At 75.2% G+C, this 15,275-nt stretch carries 17 protein-coding genes; 4 read left to right on the top strand and 13 right to left on the bottom strand.

What is annotated here, in order from left to right:
• Positions 1–250 precede the first annotated feature (250 nt).
• Complete coding sequence (locus tag ADL08_RS24650; RefSeq protein WP_053646567.1) at positions 251–844, top strand: SCO3374 family protein; 594 nt, start codon at positions 251–253, stop codon at positions 842–844.
• Here ADL08_RS24650 and ADL08_RS24645 read toward each other — a convergent pair.
• The 10 genes from ADL08_RS24645 to ADL08_RS24600 form a co-directional block, all read right to left on the bottom strand.
• Positions 823–1,158: a histone-like nucleoid-structuring protein Lsr2 gene (locus tag ADL08_RS24645; RefSeq protein WP_053646565.1), complete on the bottom strand. Its 336-nt coding sequence runs from the start codon at positions 1,156–1,158 to the stop codon at positions 823–825. The genes ADL08_RS24650 and ADL08_RS24645 overlap by 22 nt on opposite strands.
• A gap of 223 nt (positions 1,159–1,381) precedes the next feature.
• Entirely contained in the window at positions 1,382–1,927 is a 546-nt protein-coding gene (locus ADL08_RS24640) for an amino-acid N-acetyltransferase (RefSeq protein ID WP_053646563.1), read from the bottom strand.
• Between the two features lie 9 nt (positions 1,928–1,936).
• Positions 1,937–2,371, bottom strand: coding sequence for a BlaI/MecI/CopY family transcriptional regulator (locus tag ADL08_RS24635; RefSeq protein WP_078968299.1), 435 nt, complete (start codon positions 2,369–2,371; stop codon positions 1,937–1,939).
• A gap of 172 nt (positions 2,372–2,543) precedes the next feature.
• Positions 2,544–2,723: a hypothetical protein gene (locus tag ADL08_RS24630; protein WP_053646559.1), complete on the bottom strand. Its 180-nt coding sequence runs from the start codon at positions 2,721–2,723 to the stop codon at positions 2,544–2,546.
• Positions 2,724–2,737: 14 nt separating this feature from the next.
• Entirely contained in the window at positions 2,738–3,316 is a 579-nt protein-coding gene (locus ADL08_RS24625; RefSeq protein ID WP_053646557.1) for a hypothetical protein, read from the bottom strand.
• Positions 3,317–3,445: 129 nt separating this feature from the next.
• Positions 3,446–4,252 carry a type III pantothenate kinase gene (locus ADL08_RS24620; RefSeq protein WP_053646555.1) on the bottom strand — a complete coding sequence of 269 codons (807 nt, stop codon included), beginning with the start codon at positions 4,250–4,252 and terminating at the stop codon, positions 3,446–3,448.
• A complete protein-coding gene (gene nadC / locus ADL08_RS24615) occupies positions 4,252–5,277 on the bottom strand; it encodes a carboxylating nicotinate-nucleotide diphosphorylase (protein WP_053646554.1) in 1,026 nt (341 codons plus the stop codon). Before nadC ends, ADL08_RS24620 begins: the two co-directional genes overlap by 1 nt.
• A gap of 78 nt (positions 5,278–5,355) precedes the next feature.
• Entirely contained in the window at positions 5,356–7,032 is a 1,677-nt protein-coding gene (locus ADL08_RS24610; protein WP_053646552.1) for an L-aspartate oxidase, read from the bottom strand.
• Positions 7,029–8,351 carry a pantoate--beta-alanine ligase gene (panC, locus tag ADL08_RS24605; RefSeq protein WP_420709625.1) on the bottom strand — a complete coding sequence of 441 codons (1,323 nt, stop codon included), beginning with the start codon at positions 8,349–8,351 and terminating at the stop codon, positions 7,029–7,031. Before panC ends, ADL08_RS24610 begins: the two co-directional genes overlap by 4 nt.
• The gene (locus ADL08_RS24600) at positions 8,348–9,340 is read right to left on the bottom strand and encodes a Rossmann-like and DUF2520 domain-containing protein (RefSeq protein WP_053646550.1); all 993 of its coding nucleotides are present in this window, start codon (positions 9,338–9,340) and stop codon (positions 8,348–8,350) included. Before ADL08_RS24600 ends, panC begins: the two co-directional genes overlap by 4 nt.
• A gap of 124 nt (positions 9,341–9,464) precedes the next feature.
• On the opposite strand from ADL08_RS24600, the gene ADL08_RS24595 reads away from it, so the two are divergent.
• Positions 9,465–10,751, top strand: a complete 1,287-nt coding sequence (locus tag ADL08_RS24595; RefSeq protein ID WP_078968298.1) for a threonine aldolase family protein — start codon at positions 9,465–9,467, stop codon at positions 10,749–10,751.
• 19 nt (positions 10,752–10,770) lie between these two features.
• On the opposite strand, the gene ADL08_RS24590 is transcribed toward ADL08_RS24595, so the two are convergent.
• Positions 10,771–10,989 carry a hypothetical protein gene (locus ADL08_RS24590; RefSeq protein ID WP_053646549.1) on the bottom strand — a complete coding sequence of 73 codons (219 nt, stop codon included), beginning with the start codon at positions 10,987–10,989 and terminating at the stop codon, positions 10,771–10,773.
• Positions 10,990–11,089: 100 nt separating this feature from the next.
• On the opposite strand from ADL08_RS24590, the gene ADL08_RS24585 reads away from it, so the two are divergent.
• A complete protein-coding gene (locus ADL08_RS24585; protein WP_053646547.1) occupies positions 11,090–12,178 on the top strand; it encodes a DUF5937 family protein in 1,089 nt (362 codons plus the stop codon).
• A 113-nt stretch (positions 12,179–12,291) separates the two neighbouring features.
• Here the strand turns inward: ADL08_RS24585 and ADL08_RS24580 are convergent, their stop codons facing one another.
• Positions 12,292–12,969: a response regulator transcription factor gene (locus tag ADL08_RS24580; RefSeq protein ID WP_053646545.1), complete on the bottom strand. Its 678-nt coding sequence runs from the start codon at positions 12,967–12,969 to the stop codon at positions 12,292–12,294.
• A gap of 22 nt (positions 12,970–12,991) precedes the next feature.
• Positions 12,992–14,194 (bottom strand): sensor histidine kinase, encoded by a 1,203-nt coding sequence (locus ADL08_RS24575; RefSeq protein WP_053646543.1) that lies wholly within the window; start codon positions 14,192–14,194, stop codon positions 12,992–12,994.
• A gap of 96 nt (positions 14,195–14,290) precedes the next feature.
• Here ADL08_RS24575 and ADL08_RS24570 point away from each other — a divergent pair.
• Positions 14,291–15,275, top strand: a 985-nt coding sequence (locus ADL08_RS24570) for an SAM-dependent methyltransferase (protein WP_053646541.1), incomplete at its 3' end; no start/stop codon positions are given.

Raw genomic sequence — 15,275 nt, 5'->3', positions numbered from 1 at the left:
GAACGTGAGACGCCGAAGCCCGCGAGGCACCCCTCTCCACTAGGAATGTCTTACCCGTAAGCACCGACACTCCATGCCGAGCACCCCGGTTCCCTCCGCTACCAGCGAACACCCTTGCGCGCTCGAATGCACTCGTACGCCCCATCCCGGACACCACGCGCGTACGGAGGGGAACGGTGCGTCACGGCGAAGCCCCTCCGGAACGGCTCCGGGGGCGTAACCAAGACGCCCTCGCGGGAGTTCCCCGGGCATGGCCCCCACCGTTCCGTCCCCCCGCGCGCCGATCGACGACGATCCGGCGCGGTGGTACGAGGACGAGCTCGGCTGGGCGACGCTGGCGGGCCCGCCGGTGGCGCTGGCCACGGGGCTGCGCTTCGACGTCCTGGAGCTGCCCGCCGCGGCCGGTCGCGGTGTCCTGCGCCGGGTCGGTGCGGCGACCGGGCCGGCGGCCCTGGCGGGGCACCGGATGCGGCTGCTCGTGGCCGCGGGGAGCGCGGAGGAGCTGCCGGGACTGCTCGACTGGCTGGAGTGGGGCGGGATCGCCCTGGACCTCGCGGTGCTCGGCCCCGACGGCCGGATGACCGCGCCCCTTCCCCCGGGGCGGGGCGGCTCCGGAGCCCCGGACGCGGCGGTGTGGCTGCGGGCCCCCGTGCCGGGCCGCGAGGTCGAGTCCTCGCTCCCGGTCCTGCGGGCCGCGCCGTGGGGCGCGGGGGGCGGACCCCCCTGCCTGGTGCGGCTCGTGGCCGCCGCCGCCGCCGAGTGCCATCGGGTGCGGCTGCTGAGTGCCCGGGCCCGCGGGCCGGCGGCTCAGCAGCTGCCGCCTCAGCGGTTCGCGTCCTCGTAGGCCGCCTTGACGGTGGCGGGCACGCGACCGCGGTCGTTGACGTCGTAGCCGTTCTCCTTGGCCCACGCGCGGATCTTCGCGGTGTCGGGGCTGCCCGCCGCCACGGCGCGGCCCTTGCCGCGGCCACCGGTGGTGCGGCCCCCGGTGCGCCGGCCGCTCTTGGTGTAGGGCTCCAGCAGACCGCGGAGCTTTTCCGCGTTGGCGGTGGTGAGGTCGATCTCGTAGGTCTTGCCGTCCAGCGCGAACGTCACGGTCTCGTCCGCCTCGACACCGTCGAGGTCGTCGACAAGAAGGACCTGAACCTTCTGTGCCACCGGATTTCCTTTCATCGAAAATGCAGTACGCGGAAAGGAAACCGCTTTTCCCGGAAAAACACAAACCCTCGGGAGAGGTTCAGAACCCCGGCAGCGCGGGAAACGTGCGCGATTCGGACATAGGGTTCCGCGCGGGGTTCCCTTGGGGGTTCCGCGCGGGTTCGGTGCGTCGTTCCGGGCCCGTTCCGGGTCCGGTTCGGGATCGGTTCGGTCCGGTTCCGGGTCAGAGGTGCAGAAGCATCCGACTGTTGCCCAAGGTGTTCGGCTTCACTCGTTCGAGACCGAGGAACTCCGCGACTCCCTCGTCATAGGAACGCAGGAGCTCGCTGTAGACATCTCCGTCGACCGGGGTCTCACCGATCTCGACGAAGCCGTGCTTCGTGAAGAAGTCGACTTCGAAGGTCAGGCAGAATACCCGCCGCACCCCGAGCCATCGGGCGGTGTGCAACAACTTGTCGAGCACCTGATGTCCGACGCCGGCTCCCCTGAACTCGGGATCGACGGCGAGAGTGCGCACTTCGGCGAGGTCTTCCCACATCACGTGGAGTGCGCCGCAGCCGACGACGGCGGCGTCCTCATCGCGTTCCGCCACCCAGAACTCCTGGATGGACTCGTAAAGCGTCACGGTCGCCTTGTCGAGCAGGATGCCGCGCCGGACGAAAGGATCGACGAGTCGGCGGACCGCGGCGACATCGCCGGTGCGGGCCCTGCGTACGGTGACGGCTTTGGCGGGGGCCGGGGAAACGGCCGGGGAGTCAGACGGCGACATGGGGGGACGTTATCGCTCCCCGGGCCCGGTTTCCCCTCCGCCCTCCTCGCGCGGGGCGGGCGGGGCGGGGGCCGGGAGCGGGGTGTTCCGCTGGACGATCCGGACGGCGTCGTCGAGGGCTTCGCGCTGGTCCGGCGACATCATGCCGAAGAAGGCGACGAGGGCGGCGGCGGGATTGTCGCTCCGGCTCCACGCCTCGTTCATCAGCGCGGCCGCGTAGGCGGCGCGGGTGGATACCGCCGTGTACCGGTAGGCGCGGCCTTCGACCTCCCTGCGGACCCAGCCCTTCTGGTGGAGATTGTCCATGACGGTCATGACGGTGGTGTAGGCGATGGACCGTTCCTGCTGGAGATCCTCCAGGACTTCCCGGACGGTCACCGGACGGTTCCATTGCCATACGCGCGTCATGACGGCGTCTTCGAGCTCTCCCAAAGGACGGGGCACAGCGCCACCATAGTGCGCAAAACGCCGATAAGCGCCGATTGACGGCGGAGAACCGGGCGGAACCGCGCAGGGACGGGCAAAGGAGCCGGCAGGGCGCGGGCGAAGGAGCAAGCAGAAAGGACGCACGGCCCCGGAAGGCCGTACGTCCCCGGTGGCGCGGACCCCGGTGGGGTCAGGAGGCGGTGGAACCGCCCGGCTGGCGGGCGGCCTCGGCGCGGGCGAGGGCGGCGTCGACGGCCGCGTCCTCCTTGGCCTTGTTCGGGCCGCCCTGGCTCTTGACGATCGTGACGACGAGGCCGATGAAGAACGCGGCCATCACGACGGGGGGCAGGAGCGCGGATACGTAGTCCATGACGAACAGGGTAGCTATCCGGCGGCCCGCTCCTCGGGCGGGGGCGGCGGAACGGGCCTCCGGCGCGGCGGGAACACCTCGGAGGGCTTGGGCACCGGGCGCTCCACCGGGACGGGCGGGTTCGGCTTGGGCTCGTCGGCCGCCGCGCGCCCGCCGGGCAGGGCGAGCAGCCGGGCACGGGGGGCGCGGGCGCGGTCCGCCGCGGGGGCGGTGGCCTGGACGACCCGGGCCAGGCGCGCGCGTACGGAGCGTTCGGCGAGGTCCTGGCAGCGGGCGAGCAGCCCGGCGGCCGCGGGGTTGCGGCGCAGGGCCCGCAGGGCGGCGAGGTCGTCGGCCCCGGGGTCGTACCCGGCGGCCAGCGCGTCCCGGAGGAGCTCCAGGTAGCCGCCGAGGGAGCCCGGCAGGGCCTCGCGGTAGCGGGCCAGGTCCGCGAGGAGGAAGGCGCGCAGCCGACCGGCCTCGCGTACCGCCTCGTCCACGGATTCGGCCAGGCGCAGGCAGTCCTGGACGTCCTCGTCCTGGAGGGGGGCGGGGTGAAGGGCGATGGCAAGGGCGCGGCGGAGCACACGCAGTTCGTCCGCGCTGAACGCCATGCCGCCGCGGGATCCGTATGGCGTGGGCATGGGCCGACGGTACGCGCTAATCGGACAATTTTCGCTTAGGGATCATTACGGCGCGCCGGGCGGCAGCCGTCCGGCCGCCCCCGGGGGCGGCCGGACGGGCTACATGCGCGAGACGTTCCGCTCGTACACCAGGCGCAGGCCGATCAGGGTCAGCCAGGGCTCGTGCTCGTCGATCTCCGCCGACTCGCCGAGGACCATCGGGGCCAGGCCGCCCGTCGCGATCACCGTCACGTCGGAGGGGTCGCCCTTCGGGCCGACGAGCTCGCGCTTCATCCGGGCCACCACGCCGTCGACCTGGCCCGCGTAGCCGTAGATGATGCCCGACTGCATCGCCTCGACCGTGTTCTTGCCGATCACGTTCCGCGGGCGGGCCAGCTCGATCTTGCGGAGCATCGCCCCGCGCACGCCCAGCGCCTCCACCGAGATCTCGATGCCCGGCGCGATCGCCCCGCCCGCGTACTCCCCGCGCGCGGTGACCGCGTCGTACGTCGTCGCCGTGCCGAAGTCGACGACGATCGCCGGGCCGCCGTACAGCTCGACCGCCGCGGCCGCGTTGATCACGCGGTCCGCGCCGACCTCCTTCGGGTTGTCGGTGATGACCGGGACGCCCGTCTTGACGCCCGGCTCCACCAGGACCGCCGGCACGTCCCCGTAGTACCGGCGGGTGACCTCGCGCAGCTCGTGCAGGACCGAGGGGACCGTCGCGCAGATCGCGATCCCCTCGATGCCGTCGCTCAGCTCGACGCCGAGCAGCGGGTGCATGCCCATGAGGCCCTGGAGCAGGACCGCCATCTCGTCGGCGGTCCGGCGCGGATCCGTGGAGATCCGCCAGTGCTCGACGATCTCGTCCCCGTCGAAGAGGCCGAGGACCGTGTGCGTGTTGCCGACGTCGATGGTGAGCAGCATCAGGCCCGCACCTCGCGCAGGTCGAGGCCGATGTCGAGGATCGGGGAGGAGTGGGTGAGGCCGCCGACCGCCAGGTAGTCGACGCCGGTCGCCGCGTACGCCGCCGCGTTCTCCAGGGTGAGGCGGCCCGAGGACTCCAGGGCGGCGCGGCCCGCGACGAGCGCCACGGCCTCCTCGGTCTCGCCCGGGGTGAAGTTGTCGAGCAGGATCAGGTCGGCGCCCGCCGCCAGGACCTCGCGGACCTGGTGCATCGTGTCGACCTCGACCTCGATCGGCACCTCCGGGAACAGCTCGCGCACGGCCTTGAAGGCCTCGGCCACGCCGCCGGCCGCCACCACGTGGTTGTCCTTCACCAGGGCCGCGTCGGACAGCGACATGCGGTGGTTGACGCCGCCGCCGCAGCGGACCGCGTACTTCTCCAGGGCGCGCAGCCCCGGCGTCGTCTTGCGGGTGTCGCGGACCTTCGCCCCCGTGCCCTCCAGGGCGTCCGCCCACGCGCGCGTGGCGGTGGCGATGCCGGAGAGGCGGCACAGGAGGTTGAGCGCGCCGCGCTCGCCGGTGAGCAGGTCGCGGGTGCGGGCGGTGACGCTCAGGAGCTTCTGCCCGGCCTCGACGCGCTCGCCGTCCTCGACGTGCCGCTCGACCTCGAACTCGTCAGTGCACACGATCGACAGGACCGCCTCCGCGACCCGCAGGCCGGCCACCACGCCGGCCTCGCGGGCGGTGAAGTCGGCGGTGGCGACGGCGTCCTCGGGGACGGTCGCCACGGTCGTCACGTCGACCCCGCCGTCGAGGTCCTCCGCGATCGCCAGGTGGGCGATGTCCTCCACCTGGACCGGGTCGAGGCCGGCGTCGGCGAGCAGCCCGGCGAGCGCCGGGTCGAGCCCGCACTCGAACTCCTCGCCACCGCCGCAGCCGCAGCCGTCGCCGCAGCCGCCGGACTCCTCGGCGACCGCCCCGGGGGCGCTGATCTGGATGAGGGGGACGTCCACGGGCTCGGGACGGGATTCCTCGGGCGTGCTCACTTGTGGCTCCCTGGGGGCATCGGCGGTGGGGGACGTCGGACCGTCGGGTCCGGCGGTGGGGGCAGGTCGGAGGGCGGGTCAGACGGTGGGGGGCAGGTCGTGCGCGGCGGTCGTCCGGATGTCCGGCGTCCGCTCCGGCGTCAGGCGTACGACGAGGTGCCGGCGCCAGTGCGCGTCGTCGCGGTCCGGGCGGTCCTCGCGCCAGTGGCAGCCGCGGGTCTCCTCGCGGCGGCGGGCGGCGGCGACCAGGACCCGGGCGACGCACAGCAGGTTGGTGGTCTCCCAGGAGTCCACACCGGGCTCGGCGGCCTTGCTGTCGTCGGTGCCGCCCGCCACGGCCTCCTCGTGCAGCGCGTCGAGGGCGTCGGCCGCCCCCCGCAGGCTGGCCTCGGAGCGCAGCACCCCGGCGCCGTTCGTCATGATCCGCTGGATGCGGGTCCGGGCGTCCGTCGCGGGCAGCGGCAGGACCACCGGGACCGGGTGCGGCACCGGGGCGCCCACCGCGCGCGGGGCCGCCGCCACGATGTCCTCCACGATCCGCTCGGCGAAGACCAGGCCCTCCAGGAGCGAGTTCGAGGCGAGCCGGTTGGCGCCGTGGACGCCCGTGCAGGCGACCTCCCCGCACGCGTACAGGCCGGGAACGGTGGTCCGGCCCCGCAGGTCCGTGCGGACGCCGCCGGAGGCGTAGTGGGCGGCCGGGGCCACCGGGATCGGCTCCGTCACCGGGTCGATGCCGTGGGCGCGGCAGGCGGCCAGGATCGTCGGGAAGCGCCGCTCCCACATCCGCGCCCCGAAGTGCCGGGCGTCGAGGTACATGTGCTCGGTGCCGTGCTCCTGCATCCGGCGCGTGATCGCCTTGGCGACGACGTCCCGGGGCGCCAGCTCGGCCAGCTCGTGCTGCCCGAGCATGAAGCGGACCCCGTCCGCGTCGACCAGGTGCGCGCCCTCGCCCCGTACCGCCTCGGAGACCAGCGGCTGCTGGCCCTCGGCGCCCGCGCCCAGGAAGAGCACGGTCGGGTGGAACTGGACGAACTCCAGGTCGGAGACCTCGGCCCCGGCGCGCAGCGCCAGCGCCACGCCGTCACCGGTCGAGACCGCCGGGTTGGTGGTGGCCGAGAAGACCTGGCCCATGCCGCCGGTGGCGAGGACCACCGCGGGCGCGTGGACCGCGCCGACGCCGTCGTGCCGGCCCTCGCCCATGACGTGCAGGGTCACGCCCGCCGTACGCCCCTCGGCGTCCGTGAGGAGGTCCAGGACGAGGGCGTGCTCGACGGTCCGCACGCCCCGGTCCCGTATCGCCTCGACCAGGGCGCGGGAGATCTCGGCGCCGGTCGCGTCCCCGCCCGCGTGGGCGATCCGGCGCCGGTGGTGGCCGCCCTCGCGGGTCAGCGCGATCTCGCCCTCGGAGGTCTTGTCGAAGTCGGCGCCGGTCTCGATGAGCCGGCGGACGGCGTCGGGGCCCTCGGTGACGAGGGTCCGCACGGCCCGCTCGTCGCAGAGCCCGGCGCCCGCGACGAGGGTGTCGTCGAGGTGCTGCTCGGGGGTGTCGCCCTCGCCGAGCGCGGCGGCGATGCCGCCCTGCGCCCAGCGGGTGGAGCCGTCGTCGAGCCGGGCCTTGGTGACCACGACCGTACGGAGCCCGGCGGCGGTGCAGCGCAGGGCGGCGGTGAGGCCGGCGACACCGGAGCCGACCACCACGACGTCGGCGTCGATGGCCCAGCCCGGCTCGGGGGCGTGCAGCCGTATTCCGGTCACTTGGTGGCTCCGAGGGTCGGGGGTTCGGGATTCGGGGATCCGGGGTTCGGGGGTCCGAAGCCCAGGGGTCCGAAGCTCAGGGGGACGTTGTCGATGAGGCGCGTGGTGCCCACGCGCGCGGCGACGGTGAGGACCGCGTCGCCGTCGTGGTCGTCGGCGACCTCGGTGAAGTCCGCCGGGTCCACGAGGGCCAGGTAGTCCAGGGTGAGCGGCGGCTCCGCCCCGGCCGCGTCGGCCAGGACCGCGCGGGCGGCGGCGCGCACGGCTCCGGGGCCGCCGCACTCGGCGGCCTGCGCGACCGCGTGGGCGTCGGCGGCGGCCCGGGCCTCGCCGAGCCGGGAGAGCGCCTCGGCCCGGTTCTCGGCCCGGTCCCGCCCGTTCGGCAGGGCGTCGGCACGCGCGCGCAGCGCCTCCTGGGCGGCGAGCCGCTCCCGGCCGGCGAACAGCGCGCGGGACAGCGCGAGGGCGGTGCGGCGCTCCCCGGCCGACAGGTAGCGGTTGCGGCTGGAGAGGGCCAGGCCGTCGTCCTCGCGGACGGTCTCCACGCCGACGACCTCGACCGGGAAGTTCAGGTCGCGGACCATGCGCCGGATCAGGGCCAGCTGCTGGGCGTCCTTCTGGCCGAAGAGGGCCAGGTCCGGGGCGGTGAGGTGGAGCAGCTTGGCGACGACGGTCAGCATGCCGTCGAAGTGGCCGGGCCGGGAGGCGCCTTCGAGCCGCTCCCCCATGGGGCCCGCGGTGATCCGGACCTGCGGCTCGCCGCCCGGGTAGACCTCGTCCGCGGAGGGCGCGAAGACGACGCTCGCGCCCGCGTCGAAGGCCAGCTCCAGGTCGGCGTCCAGGGTGCGCGGATAGCGGTCGAGGTCCTCGCCCGCGCCGAACTGGAGCGGGTTGACGAAGACGGTGACGACGACGAAGCCGTCCTCCCCCACGCGCGCGCGTGCGGTGCGGATCAGGGTGGCGTGGCCCTCGTGGAGCGCGCCCATGGTCATGACCACGGCGTTGCGGCCGGGGGCGCCGTGGCGCGCGGCGGCGGCGCGGAGGTCCCCGGCCGTGGGGGCCAGCCCGGCCGGCCGGTACCGGACGGGCCGCCGCGCGCCGGCGGGGTCGGGGGCACGATCGGGAGCGGGGGCCTGGCCGAAAGCGGATGCCTGGTCGGAGGCGGGGGCCTGCTCCCGGGCCGAGTCGTGCTTCCGGGCCGGGTCGTGTTCCCGGGCCGGGTCGTGTTCGCGGGCCGGGTCGTGTTCCCGGGTCGGGTCGTGTTCGCGGGCCGGGTCGTGCTTCCGGGTCGGGTCGTGTTCGCGGGCTGACGGGCTCATCGGTCGTCTCCTTGCGGCCCGTCGGCGGACCCGGTGGTGCCGTTCGTACCGGTGGTGCCGTTCGTACCCGTCGCGCCCGACGGGGTCTCGGCGAGCACCCCCAGCAGGTCCTCGGCCAGCTCGGGCTTGAGCAGGCCGTGCGCGAGCGCCCGGTCGGCGGTCGTACGGGCCATCGCCAGGTAGCCGGTGACGGTACCGGGCGCGTGCTTGCGCAACTCGGCCACGTGGGCGGCGACCGTGCCGGCGTCCCCGCGCGCGACGGGGCCGGTCAGGGCCGCGTCGCCGGACCGCAGGGCGTTGTCGAGGGCGGCGCCCAGGAGGGGGCCGAGCATCCGGTCGGGGGCGGCGACCCCGGCCTTGTGGAGCAGCTCCATCGACTGGGCCACCAGGGTGACCAGGTGGTTCGCGCCGAGGGCGAGGGCCGCGTGGTAGAGCGGGCGGGCCTCCTCGGCGATCCACTCGGGCTCGCCGCCCATCTCGATCACCAGCGCCTCGGCGGCGAGCCGCAGCTCCTCGGGCGCGGTCACCCCGAACGAGCACCCGGCGAGCCGCTGCACGTCCACGGCGGTGCCGGTGAAGGTCATGGCGGGGTGCAGGGCGAGCGGCAGGGCGCCGGCCCGGCGGGCGGGGTCGAGGACCCGCGCCCCGTACCGCCCGGAGGTGTGCGCGATCAGCTGCCCCGGCCGGACGGCCCCGGTGTCCGCGAGGCCCTCGACCAGGCCGGGCAGGGCGTCGTCCGGGACGGTGAGCAGGACCAGGTCGGCGAGGGCGAGGACGCGCGCGGGCTCCACGACCGGCACGTCCGGCAGGAGCGCGGCGGCGCGGCGGCGCGAGGCGTCGGAGACCGCCGAGACGGCGACGGGACGGTGTCCCGCGAGCCGGAGGGAGGCGGCGAGGGCGGGGCCCACCCGGCCGGCGCCGACGACTCCGACGGTGAGCCGGGCGGGTCGGTCCTCGGCGCGGGGCTCTGGCGCTGCTGGTGCGTTCACGGTGGGGACGGCCTTCCGTTCCAGTCCTCGGCGGGTACCGGACGATTTCTGGTCATGCTACGCCAGGGAAGGGGGCCGTCTCCGGCTGTCCACAGGGTGGGGGCGACGGTGTGATGATCGACCCATGGAACCTGTGGAAACCGGTGACGCGACGCTTCCCGCCGCCCCTTCCGACCCCACCGACGCTTCCGCCTCCGTCGCCTCCGTCGCCTCCGTCGCCCCCGGCGACCCCGGCGACCCCGGCGCCCCCGTCGACCCTGCCGACGAGGAGGCGGCCCGGCTGTACCGGGCGAAGGTCTGGGGCGGTGCCGTGCGGAAGCTGTGGCACGCGCCCGTGGACGGCACGGTCGGGGAGCGGCTGCGCGAGCTGGCCGCGTGGGCGGAGGGGGCCGGACACGGCGGGGCGGTGCCCGACGCGTACGGCGACGGCCCGGTGGAGGTCCTGGAGCGGCGGGTCGCCGAGGAGCTGGGCCTGCCCGCCGCCGTCTTCTTCCCGACCGGCACCATGGCCCAGCAGGTGGCGCTGCGCTGCTGGGCCGGGCGCACCGGCAGCCCCGTCGTCGCCCTCCACCCGCTCGCCCACCCGGAGGTCCACGAGGCCGGGGCGCTCGGGGCCGTCTCCGGGCTCCGCACCACGCACCCCACCGACGCGCCCCGGCTGCCGACGGCCGAGGAGGTGCGGGACCACCCGGAGCCGTTCGGGACGCTGATGCTGGAGCTGCCGCTGCGGGACGCCGGCTTCGTGCTGCCCACCTGGGAGGAGCTGACCGGGGTGGTGGAGGCGGCCCGGGAACGGGACGCGGTCGTCCACTTCGACGGGGCGCGCCTGTGGGAGTGCCCGACGCGTTTCGGCCGGGGGCTCGCGGAGATCGCCGGGCTCGCGGACAGCGTGTACGTGTCGTTCTACAAGTCCCTCGGCGGCCAGTCGGGGGCCGCGCTCGCCGGGCCCGAGGACGTCGTGGAGGAGGCCAGGACCTGGCGGCACCGGTACGGGGGCCAGGTCTTCCAGCAGTACCCGGCGGCGCTCTCCGCGCTCCGGGGCCTGGACGTCGAGCTGCCCCGGCTGCCCTCGTACACGGCCCACGCGCGCGTGGTGGCCGGCGCGGTCCGGGAGGCGCTCGCGGAGGCGGGCACGGGCTGGTTCCGGGTCCACCCCGAGGTCCCGCACACCCACCAGTTCCAGGTCTGGCTGCCGTACGCGCCCGAGGTCCTGACGGCCGCGGCCCTCGCCCAGACCGAGGCCACCGGCACCGTCCTCTTCCGGCGCTGGTCCGCCCCCGGCGCGGGCGGCCCGCCGGGCGTCGCCCTGACCGAGCTGACGGTGGCGGGGCCGGGCCTGGAGTGGACGGCGGAGGACGTGCGGGAGGCGGTGCGGGACTTCCTGTCGCGGCTGCCCGGGGCCGGGGGCTGACGGGCCGCCCCCGGAGCCCTCAGCGGGCCGGGCGGCGGGTCCCGGGGTGCGGCAGGCGGCGCAGGGCCGTGCGGAGGGCGCCCCGGGCCGGGCGGCCCGCGAGGACCCGTTCGAAGCGGCGCCGGTCGCGGAGCGCCCGCAGGACGGCGACGTCGTGGGTGCCGGGCGCCGGGGGCGGCGGCTCGCCGATCCGGGCGGCGCGGCAGGCGTCGAAGAGGTACTGGTGCATCGCGTTCATGCCCCCACCGTGCGCCGCTCCCCGGCGCCCCGGCCCGTCGTTTGACGGGCCCCGTCAAACGACGCGACACCGCCCCCGCCCCGCCCCCCACCATGGTGGGGTGAGCGTGACCATCGACATCACCGGACTGCCGCACGAGCGGATCTCCTTCTGCCCCTCGCCCCTGGCCGAGCTGGGCGCCGCCCTGCACGCCCTGGCCGAGCCCGCGCACCACGCCCGGCTGCACTCCTGGACCACCACCACGGCCGCCGCGCTCGAACCGGAGCTCGCGGACCGGCTCCACGAGGCGGACTTCATGTGGCGCTCCACCCGCTCCGACGTCCTGCTGCCCGCCCGCCCCCGCGAGACCCTCGCCGAGGAGCTGGACGACCTCGACCGGATGGACGACGAGAAGTACGTGGGCGCGGCCCTGGAGATCTCCTGCGCCGGCCACTACACGCACGGCGCCCCCTCGCCGCTCGTCGACGGGCGGATGCGCCGCCGCGCCCTCGACCTGGCCGCCGCGCGCGGCCCGCGCCAGGCCGCCTTCGTGGAGCGGATGCTCGCGGACCCGACCGGCACGCGCGCGTGGGTCCGGCGGCTCCTGGAGGACTGCGACGAGGCCTTCTTCGCCGACACCTGGCGCCGCGTCCGGGTCCAGCTCGCCGCCGACGCCCGTCACAAGACGGAGCTGATGCGCCGCAGGGGCCTGGCCGAGGCCGTCGCCGACGCCTCCTCCGCGATGTCCCTGGAGGAGGACGGACACGGCTCCCGGATCGTCGTCGACAAGCTGGTCCAGGGCCGCACCGACGCCGGGGACACCGGCGTGACGTTCCTGCCGACCGCCTTCGGCTGGCCGCACCTCTTCGCGCTGCACGCGCCGGGCTGGCAGCCGGTGGTCCAGTACCCCGTGCCCACCCGCGACCTCGGCGGCGGCGCCCCCGTGGAGGCGGTCAAGCTGCGCCTGGAGGCGGTCGCCCACCCGATGCGGATGCGGCTCTGCCGCAGCCTCGCCCGGGGCGCGTACACGACGAGCGAGCTGGCCGACGCGTACGGCATCACCCCGCCCGAGGTCTCCCGCCACCTCGCGGTCATGAAGAAGGCCGGCCTGGTCACCACCCAGCGGCGCGGCCGCTACGTCCTGCACCAGCTCGACGTGGCCGTCACCGCCCGCCTCGGCAGCGACTTCCTGGAGTCGGTGCTGCGATAGCGAGCGGCACTCCCCAAAAACAGCGAGCGGCACTCCCCGAAGCGAGCGGCACTCCCCAAAAAACAGCGAGCGGCACTCCCCGGAAAAGCCCCGCCCCCGGAAGGGAAGCCGTACTACGCCGCTCCGCCGCCCCCGGCCCTGACGAGCCCCGACTCGTACGCCAGCACCACGACCTGGACCCGGTCGCGCAGCCCCAGCTTGGTCAGGATGCGGCCCACGTGCGTCTTCACCGTCGCCTCGGAGAGGACGAGCCGGGCGGCGATCTCGCCGTTCGACAGGCCCTGCGCGACCAGCATCATCACCTCCCGCTCCCGGTCCGTCAGGCGCCCCAGCTCCTTGCGCTCGGGCTCCTTGCCCGTGGACGGCAGCAGCGGCGAGAAGCGGTCGAGGAGGCGGCGGGTGGTGGAGGGCGCCACCACGGCGTCCCCGCTGTGCACCGAGCGGATCGCGCCGAGCAGCTCCGCCGGCGGCACGTCCTTCAGCATGAAGCCGCTCGCCCCCGCCTTCAGGCCGGAGAACGCGTACTCGTCGAGGTCGAAGGTGGTCAGGATCAGCACCTTCGGCGGGTCCTGCTGCGCGCAGATCCGCCGGGTCGCCTCCACCCCGTCCAGTCGCGGCATGCGCACGTCCATCAGGACGACGTCGACCGCCGTGGACCGCAGCACGTCGAGGGCCTCGGCGCCGTCGCCCGCCTCCGCCACGACCTCCATGTCCGGCTGGGCGGCCAGCACCATGCGGAAACCGGTGCGCAGCAGCACCTGGTCGTCGACGAGCATCACGCGGATGGACATGAGAGGGATTCCTTACGGTTCGTCAGTGGGCGGGCTTGAGGGGGAGCAGGGCACTGATCCGGAAGCCTCCGCCGGGACGCGGGCCCGCGTCCAGGGTGCCGCCGACCATGCCGACCCGCTCGCGCATGCCGATCAGGCCGTGGCCCCGCCCGTCGGCGCCCCCGTCCTCGTACATCTCCTGCGGCGCTCCCCGGCCGTCGTCCTCGACGAGCAGCCCGAGGCCGTCGTCGAAGTAGACCAGGCGGACGCTGGCGCCCACGTCCGGCCCGCCGTGCTTGCGGGTGTTGGTGAGGGCCTCCTGCACGATCCGGTACGCGGTGAGCTCGACGCCGCTGGGCAGCGGGCGGGGGCTCCCCTCGATCGCGAAGTCGACGGTGAGGCCGGCGCCCCTGACCTGCTCGACGAGGTCCTCGATCTGGCCCACGTCGGGCTGCGGCACGTACTCCCCGGCCTCCTGGTGCTCCCCGGTGCGCAGGATGCCGAGCAGCCTGCGCATCTCGGCGAGCGCCTGCCGGCCGGTGGTGGAGATGGTCTCCAGGGCCTGCTTCGCGGTCTCCGGGGAGGAGTCCATGACGTAGGCGGCGCCGTCGGCCTGGACCACCATCACCGACACGTTGTGCGCGACGACGTCGTGCAGCTCGCGGGCGATCCTGGCCCGCTCGGCGGCGACCGCGACCTTGGCCTGGGCCTCGCGTTCCCGCTCCAGGCGGGAGGCCCGCTCCTCCAGCTGCGCGAAGTAGGCGCGGCGGGTGCGCAGGGAGTCGCCGAGGACCCAGGCGAGGGCGAACGGCACGGTCATGATGATCGTGAAGAAGACCCGGGCCGCGCCGGAGGAGGGCTCCTCCACCGGCCATCTGAGCTGGGAGAGCGTGGCGGCGCTCAGTCCGCCGGCGAGGGCGAGCCGGGACGCCCAGCGCGGTCCGTCGTGCACCGCGACCGTGTAGACGATCACGAACATGGCGAAGTCGGCCAGGAACGGCGACAGGTCGAGCGCCAGCTGGGCGACCCCGAGGGCGACCGAGAGCAGCAGCATCTTCTCGGGGGCCCGCCGGCGCAGGGCCACGACCAGGGAGAAGAGCGCGGCGACGATCCCGTACGCGACGGGATGGCCGAACGTCGTCACGGAACTCGCCACCCACAGCAGGGAGAACCCGAAGAGGACGACGGCCCAGAAGGTGTCGACGCCCGTCGGGTGTCTGCGGAGGAAGTCGTAGAGGCGCTGCACGTCACCCAGCGTAGGGAAGGGGAAAGGTTCAGGGATCAACCGTGGGGGCGATCCTTGCCTCGGAGACCGTACTCCCCGAGGTGGAGACTGGGGCCCGTGACGGACGAGACGCGGCGGTGGCAGGGGTGGCGGGAGGCCACGGAGCGGGCGCTGTACGGCCCGGGGGGCTTCTATCTGCGCCCCGAGGGGCCGGCGGGGCACTTCCGCACCTCGGTGCACGCCTCTCCGCTCTTCGCGGGGGCCGTGGCCCGGCTCCTCGGCGAGGTCGCGGAGGAGCTGGGGACGGACGGGGTCGACCTCGTGGACGTGGGCGCGGGGCGCGGGGAGCTGCTCGCGGGGGTGCTCGCGGCGACCGCCGGGAGCGGGCTTTCGGTACGGGCGTACGCGGTCGAGCGCGCCGGCCGCCCGGACGGGCTCGACCCCCGGGTGGAGTGGACGGACCGGCCGCCGCGCGGGGCGCGGGGGCTGCTCTTCGCCAACGAGTGGCTCGACAACGTGCCGGTGGACGTGGCCGAGGCGGACGCGGCGGGCACGGCCCGGTACGTGGAGGTGCGCCCGGACGGCGTGGAGCGGCTCGGCGCGCCCGTCTCCGGCGCGGACGCAGCGTGGCTGGAGCGCTGGTGGCCGCTGCGGGAGCCCGGGGCGCGGGCCGAGATCGGGCGGCCCCGCGACGAGGCCTGGGCGGCGGCGGTGGCCTGTCTGGCGGCGGGCCGCGCGGTGGCCGTGGACTACGCGCACGTACGGGGGTCCCGGCCGCCCTTCGGCTCCCTGACCGGCTTCCGCGCGGGCCGCGAGGTCCCGCCGGTCCCGGACGGCTCCCGCGACCTGACGTCCCACGTGGCGCTCGACGCGTGCGCGGCGGCCGGTGGAGCGGGGGACACGGAGCTGGTCACGCAGCGGGAGGCGCTGGGGCGGCTCGGGGTGGCCGGGGGCCGGCCGCCGCTCGCGCTCGCCTCGACCGACCCCGCCGGGTACGTCCGGGCCCTGTCCTCGGCCGGCGAGGCCGCCGAACTGACCGCCCGGGGCGGCCTCGGCGACTTCCTCTGGCTGACCCGGCGGGTGCCGGGGCGGACGGGGCCCT

This window comes from Streptomyces sp. NRRL F-6492 (assembly GCF_001280125.1).
Classification (GTDB): domain Bacteria; phylum Actinomycetota; class Actinomycetes; order Streptomycetales; family Streptomycetaceae; genus Streptomyces.
Note: the sequence above shows the minus strand (reverse complement) of the source record. Positions and strands in the feature narration are given on the sequence as shown.

Bases quoted from the DNA above. Each gene is read 5' to 3' on its own strand.
- ADL08_RS24650 (WP_053646567.1), top strand. From the start codon at position 251: ATGGCCCCCACCGTTCCGTCCCCCCGCGCGCCGATCGACGACGATCCG.
- ADL08_RS24640 (WP_053646563.1), bottom strand. From the start codon at position 1,927: ATGTCGCCGTCTGACTCCCCGGCCGTTTCCCCGGCCCCCGCCAAAGCC.
- ADL08_RS24630 (WP_053646559.1), bottom strand. From the start codon at position 2,723: ATGGACTACGTATCCGCGCTCCTGCCCCCCGTCGTGATGGCCGCGTTC.
- ADL08_RS24625 (WP_053646557.1), bottom strand. From the start codon at position 3,316: ATGGCGTTCAGCGCGGACGAACTGCGTGTGCTCCGCCGCGCCCTTGCC.
- ADL08_RS24620 (WP_053646555.1), bottom strand. From the start codon at position 4,252: ATGCTGCTCACCATCGACGTCGGCAACACGCACACGGTCCTCGGCCTC.
- panC (WP_420709625.1), bottom strand. From the start codon at position 8,351: ATGAGCCCGTCAGCCCGCGAACACGACCCGACCCGGAAGCACGACCCG.
- ADL08_RS24595 (WP_078968298.1), top strand. From the start codon at position 9,465: ATGGAACCTGTGGAAACCGGTGACGCGACGCTTCCCGCCGCCCCTTCC.
- ADL08_RS24590 (WP_053646549.1), bottom strand. From the start codon at position 10,989: ATGAACGCGATGCACCAGTACCTCTTCGACGCCTGCCGCGCCGCCCGG.
- ADL08_RS24580 (WP_053646545.1), bottom strand. From the start codon at position 12,969: ATGTCCATCCGCGTGATGCTCGTCGACGACCAGGTGCTGCTGCGCACC.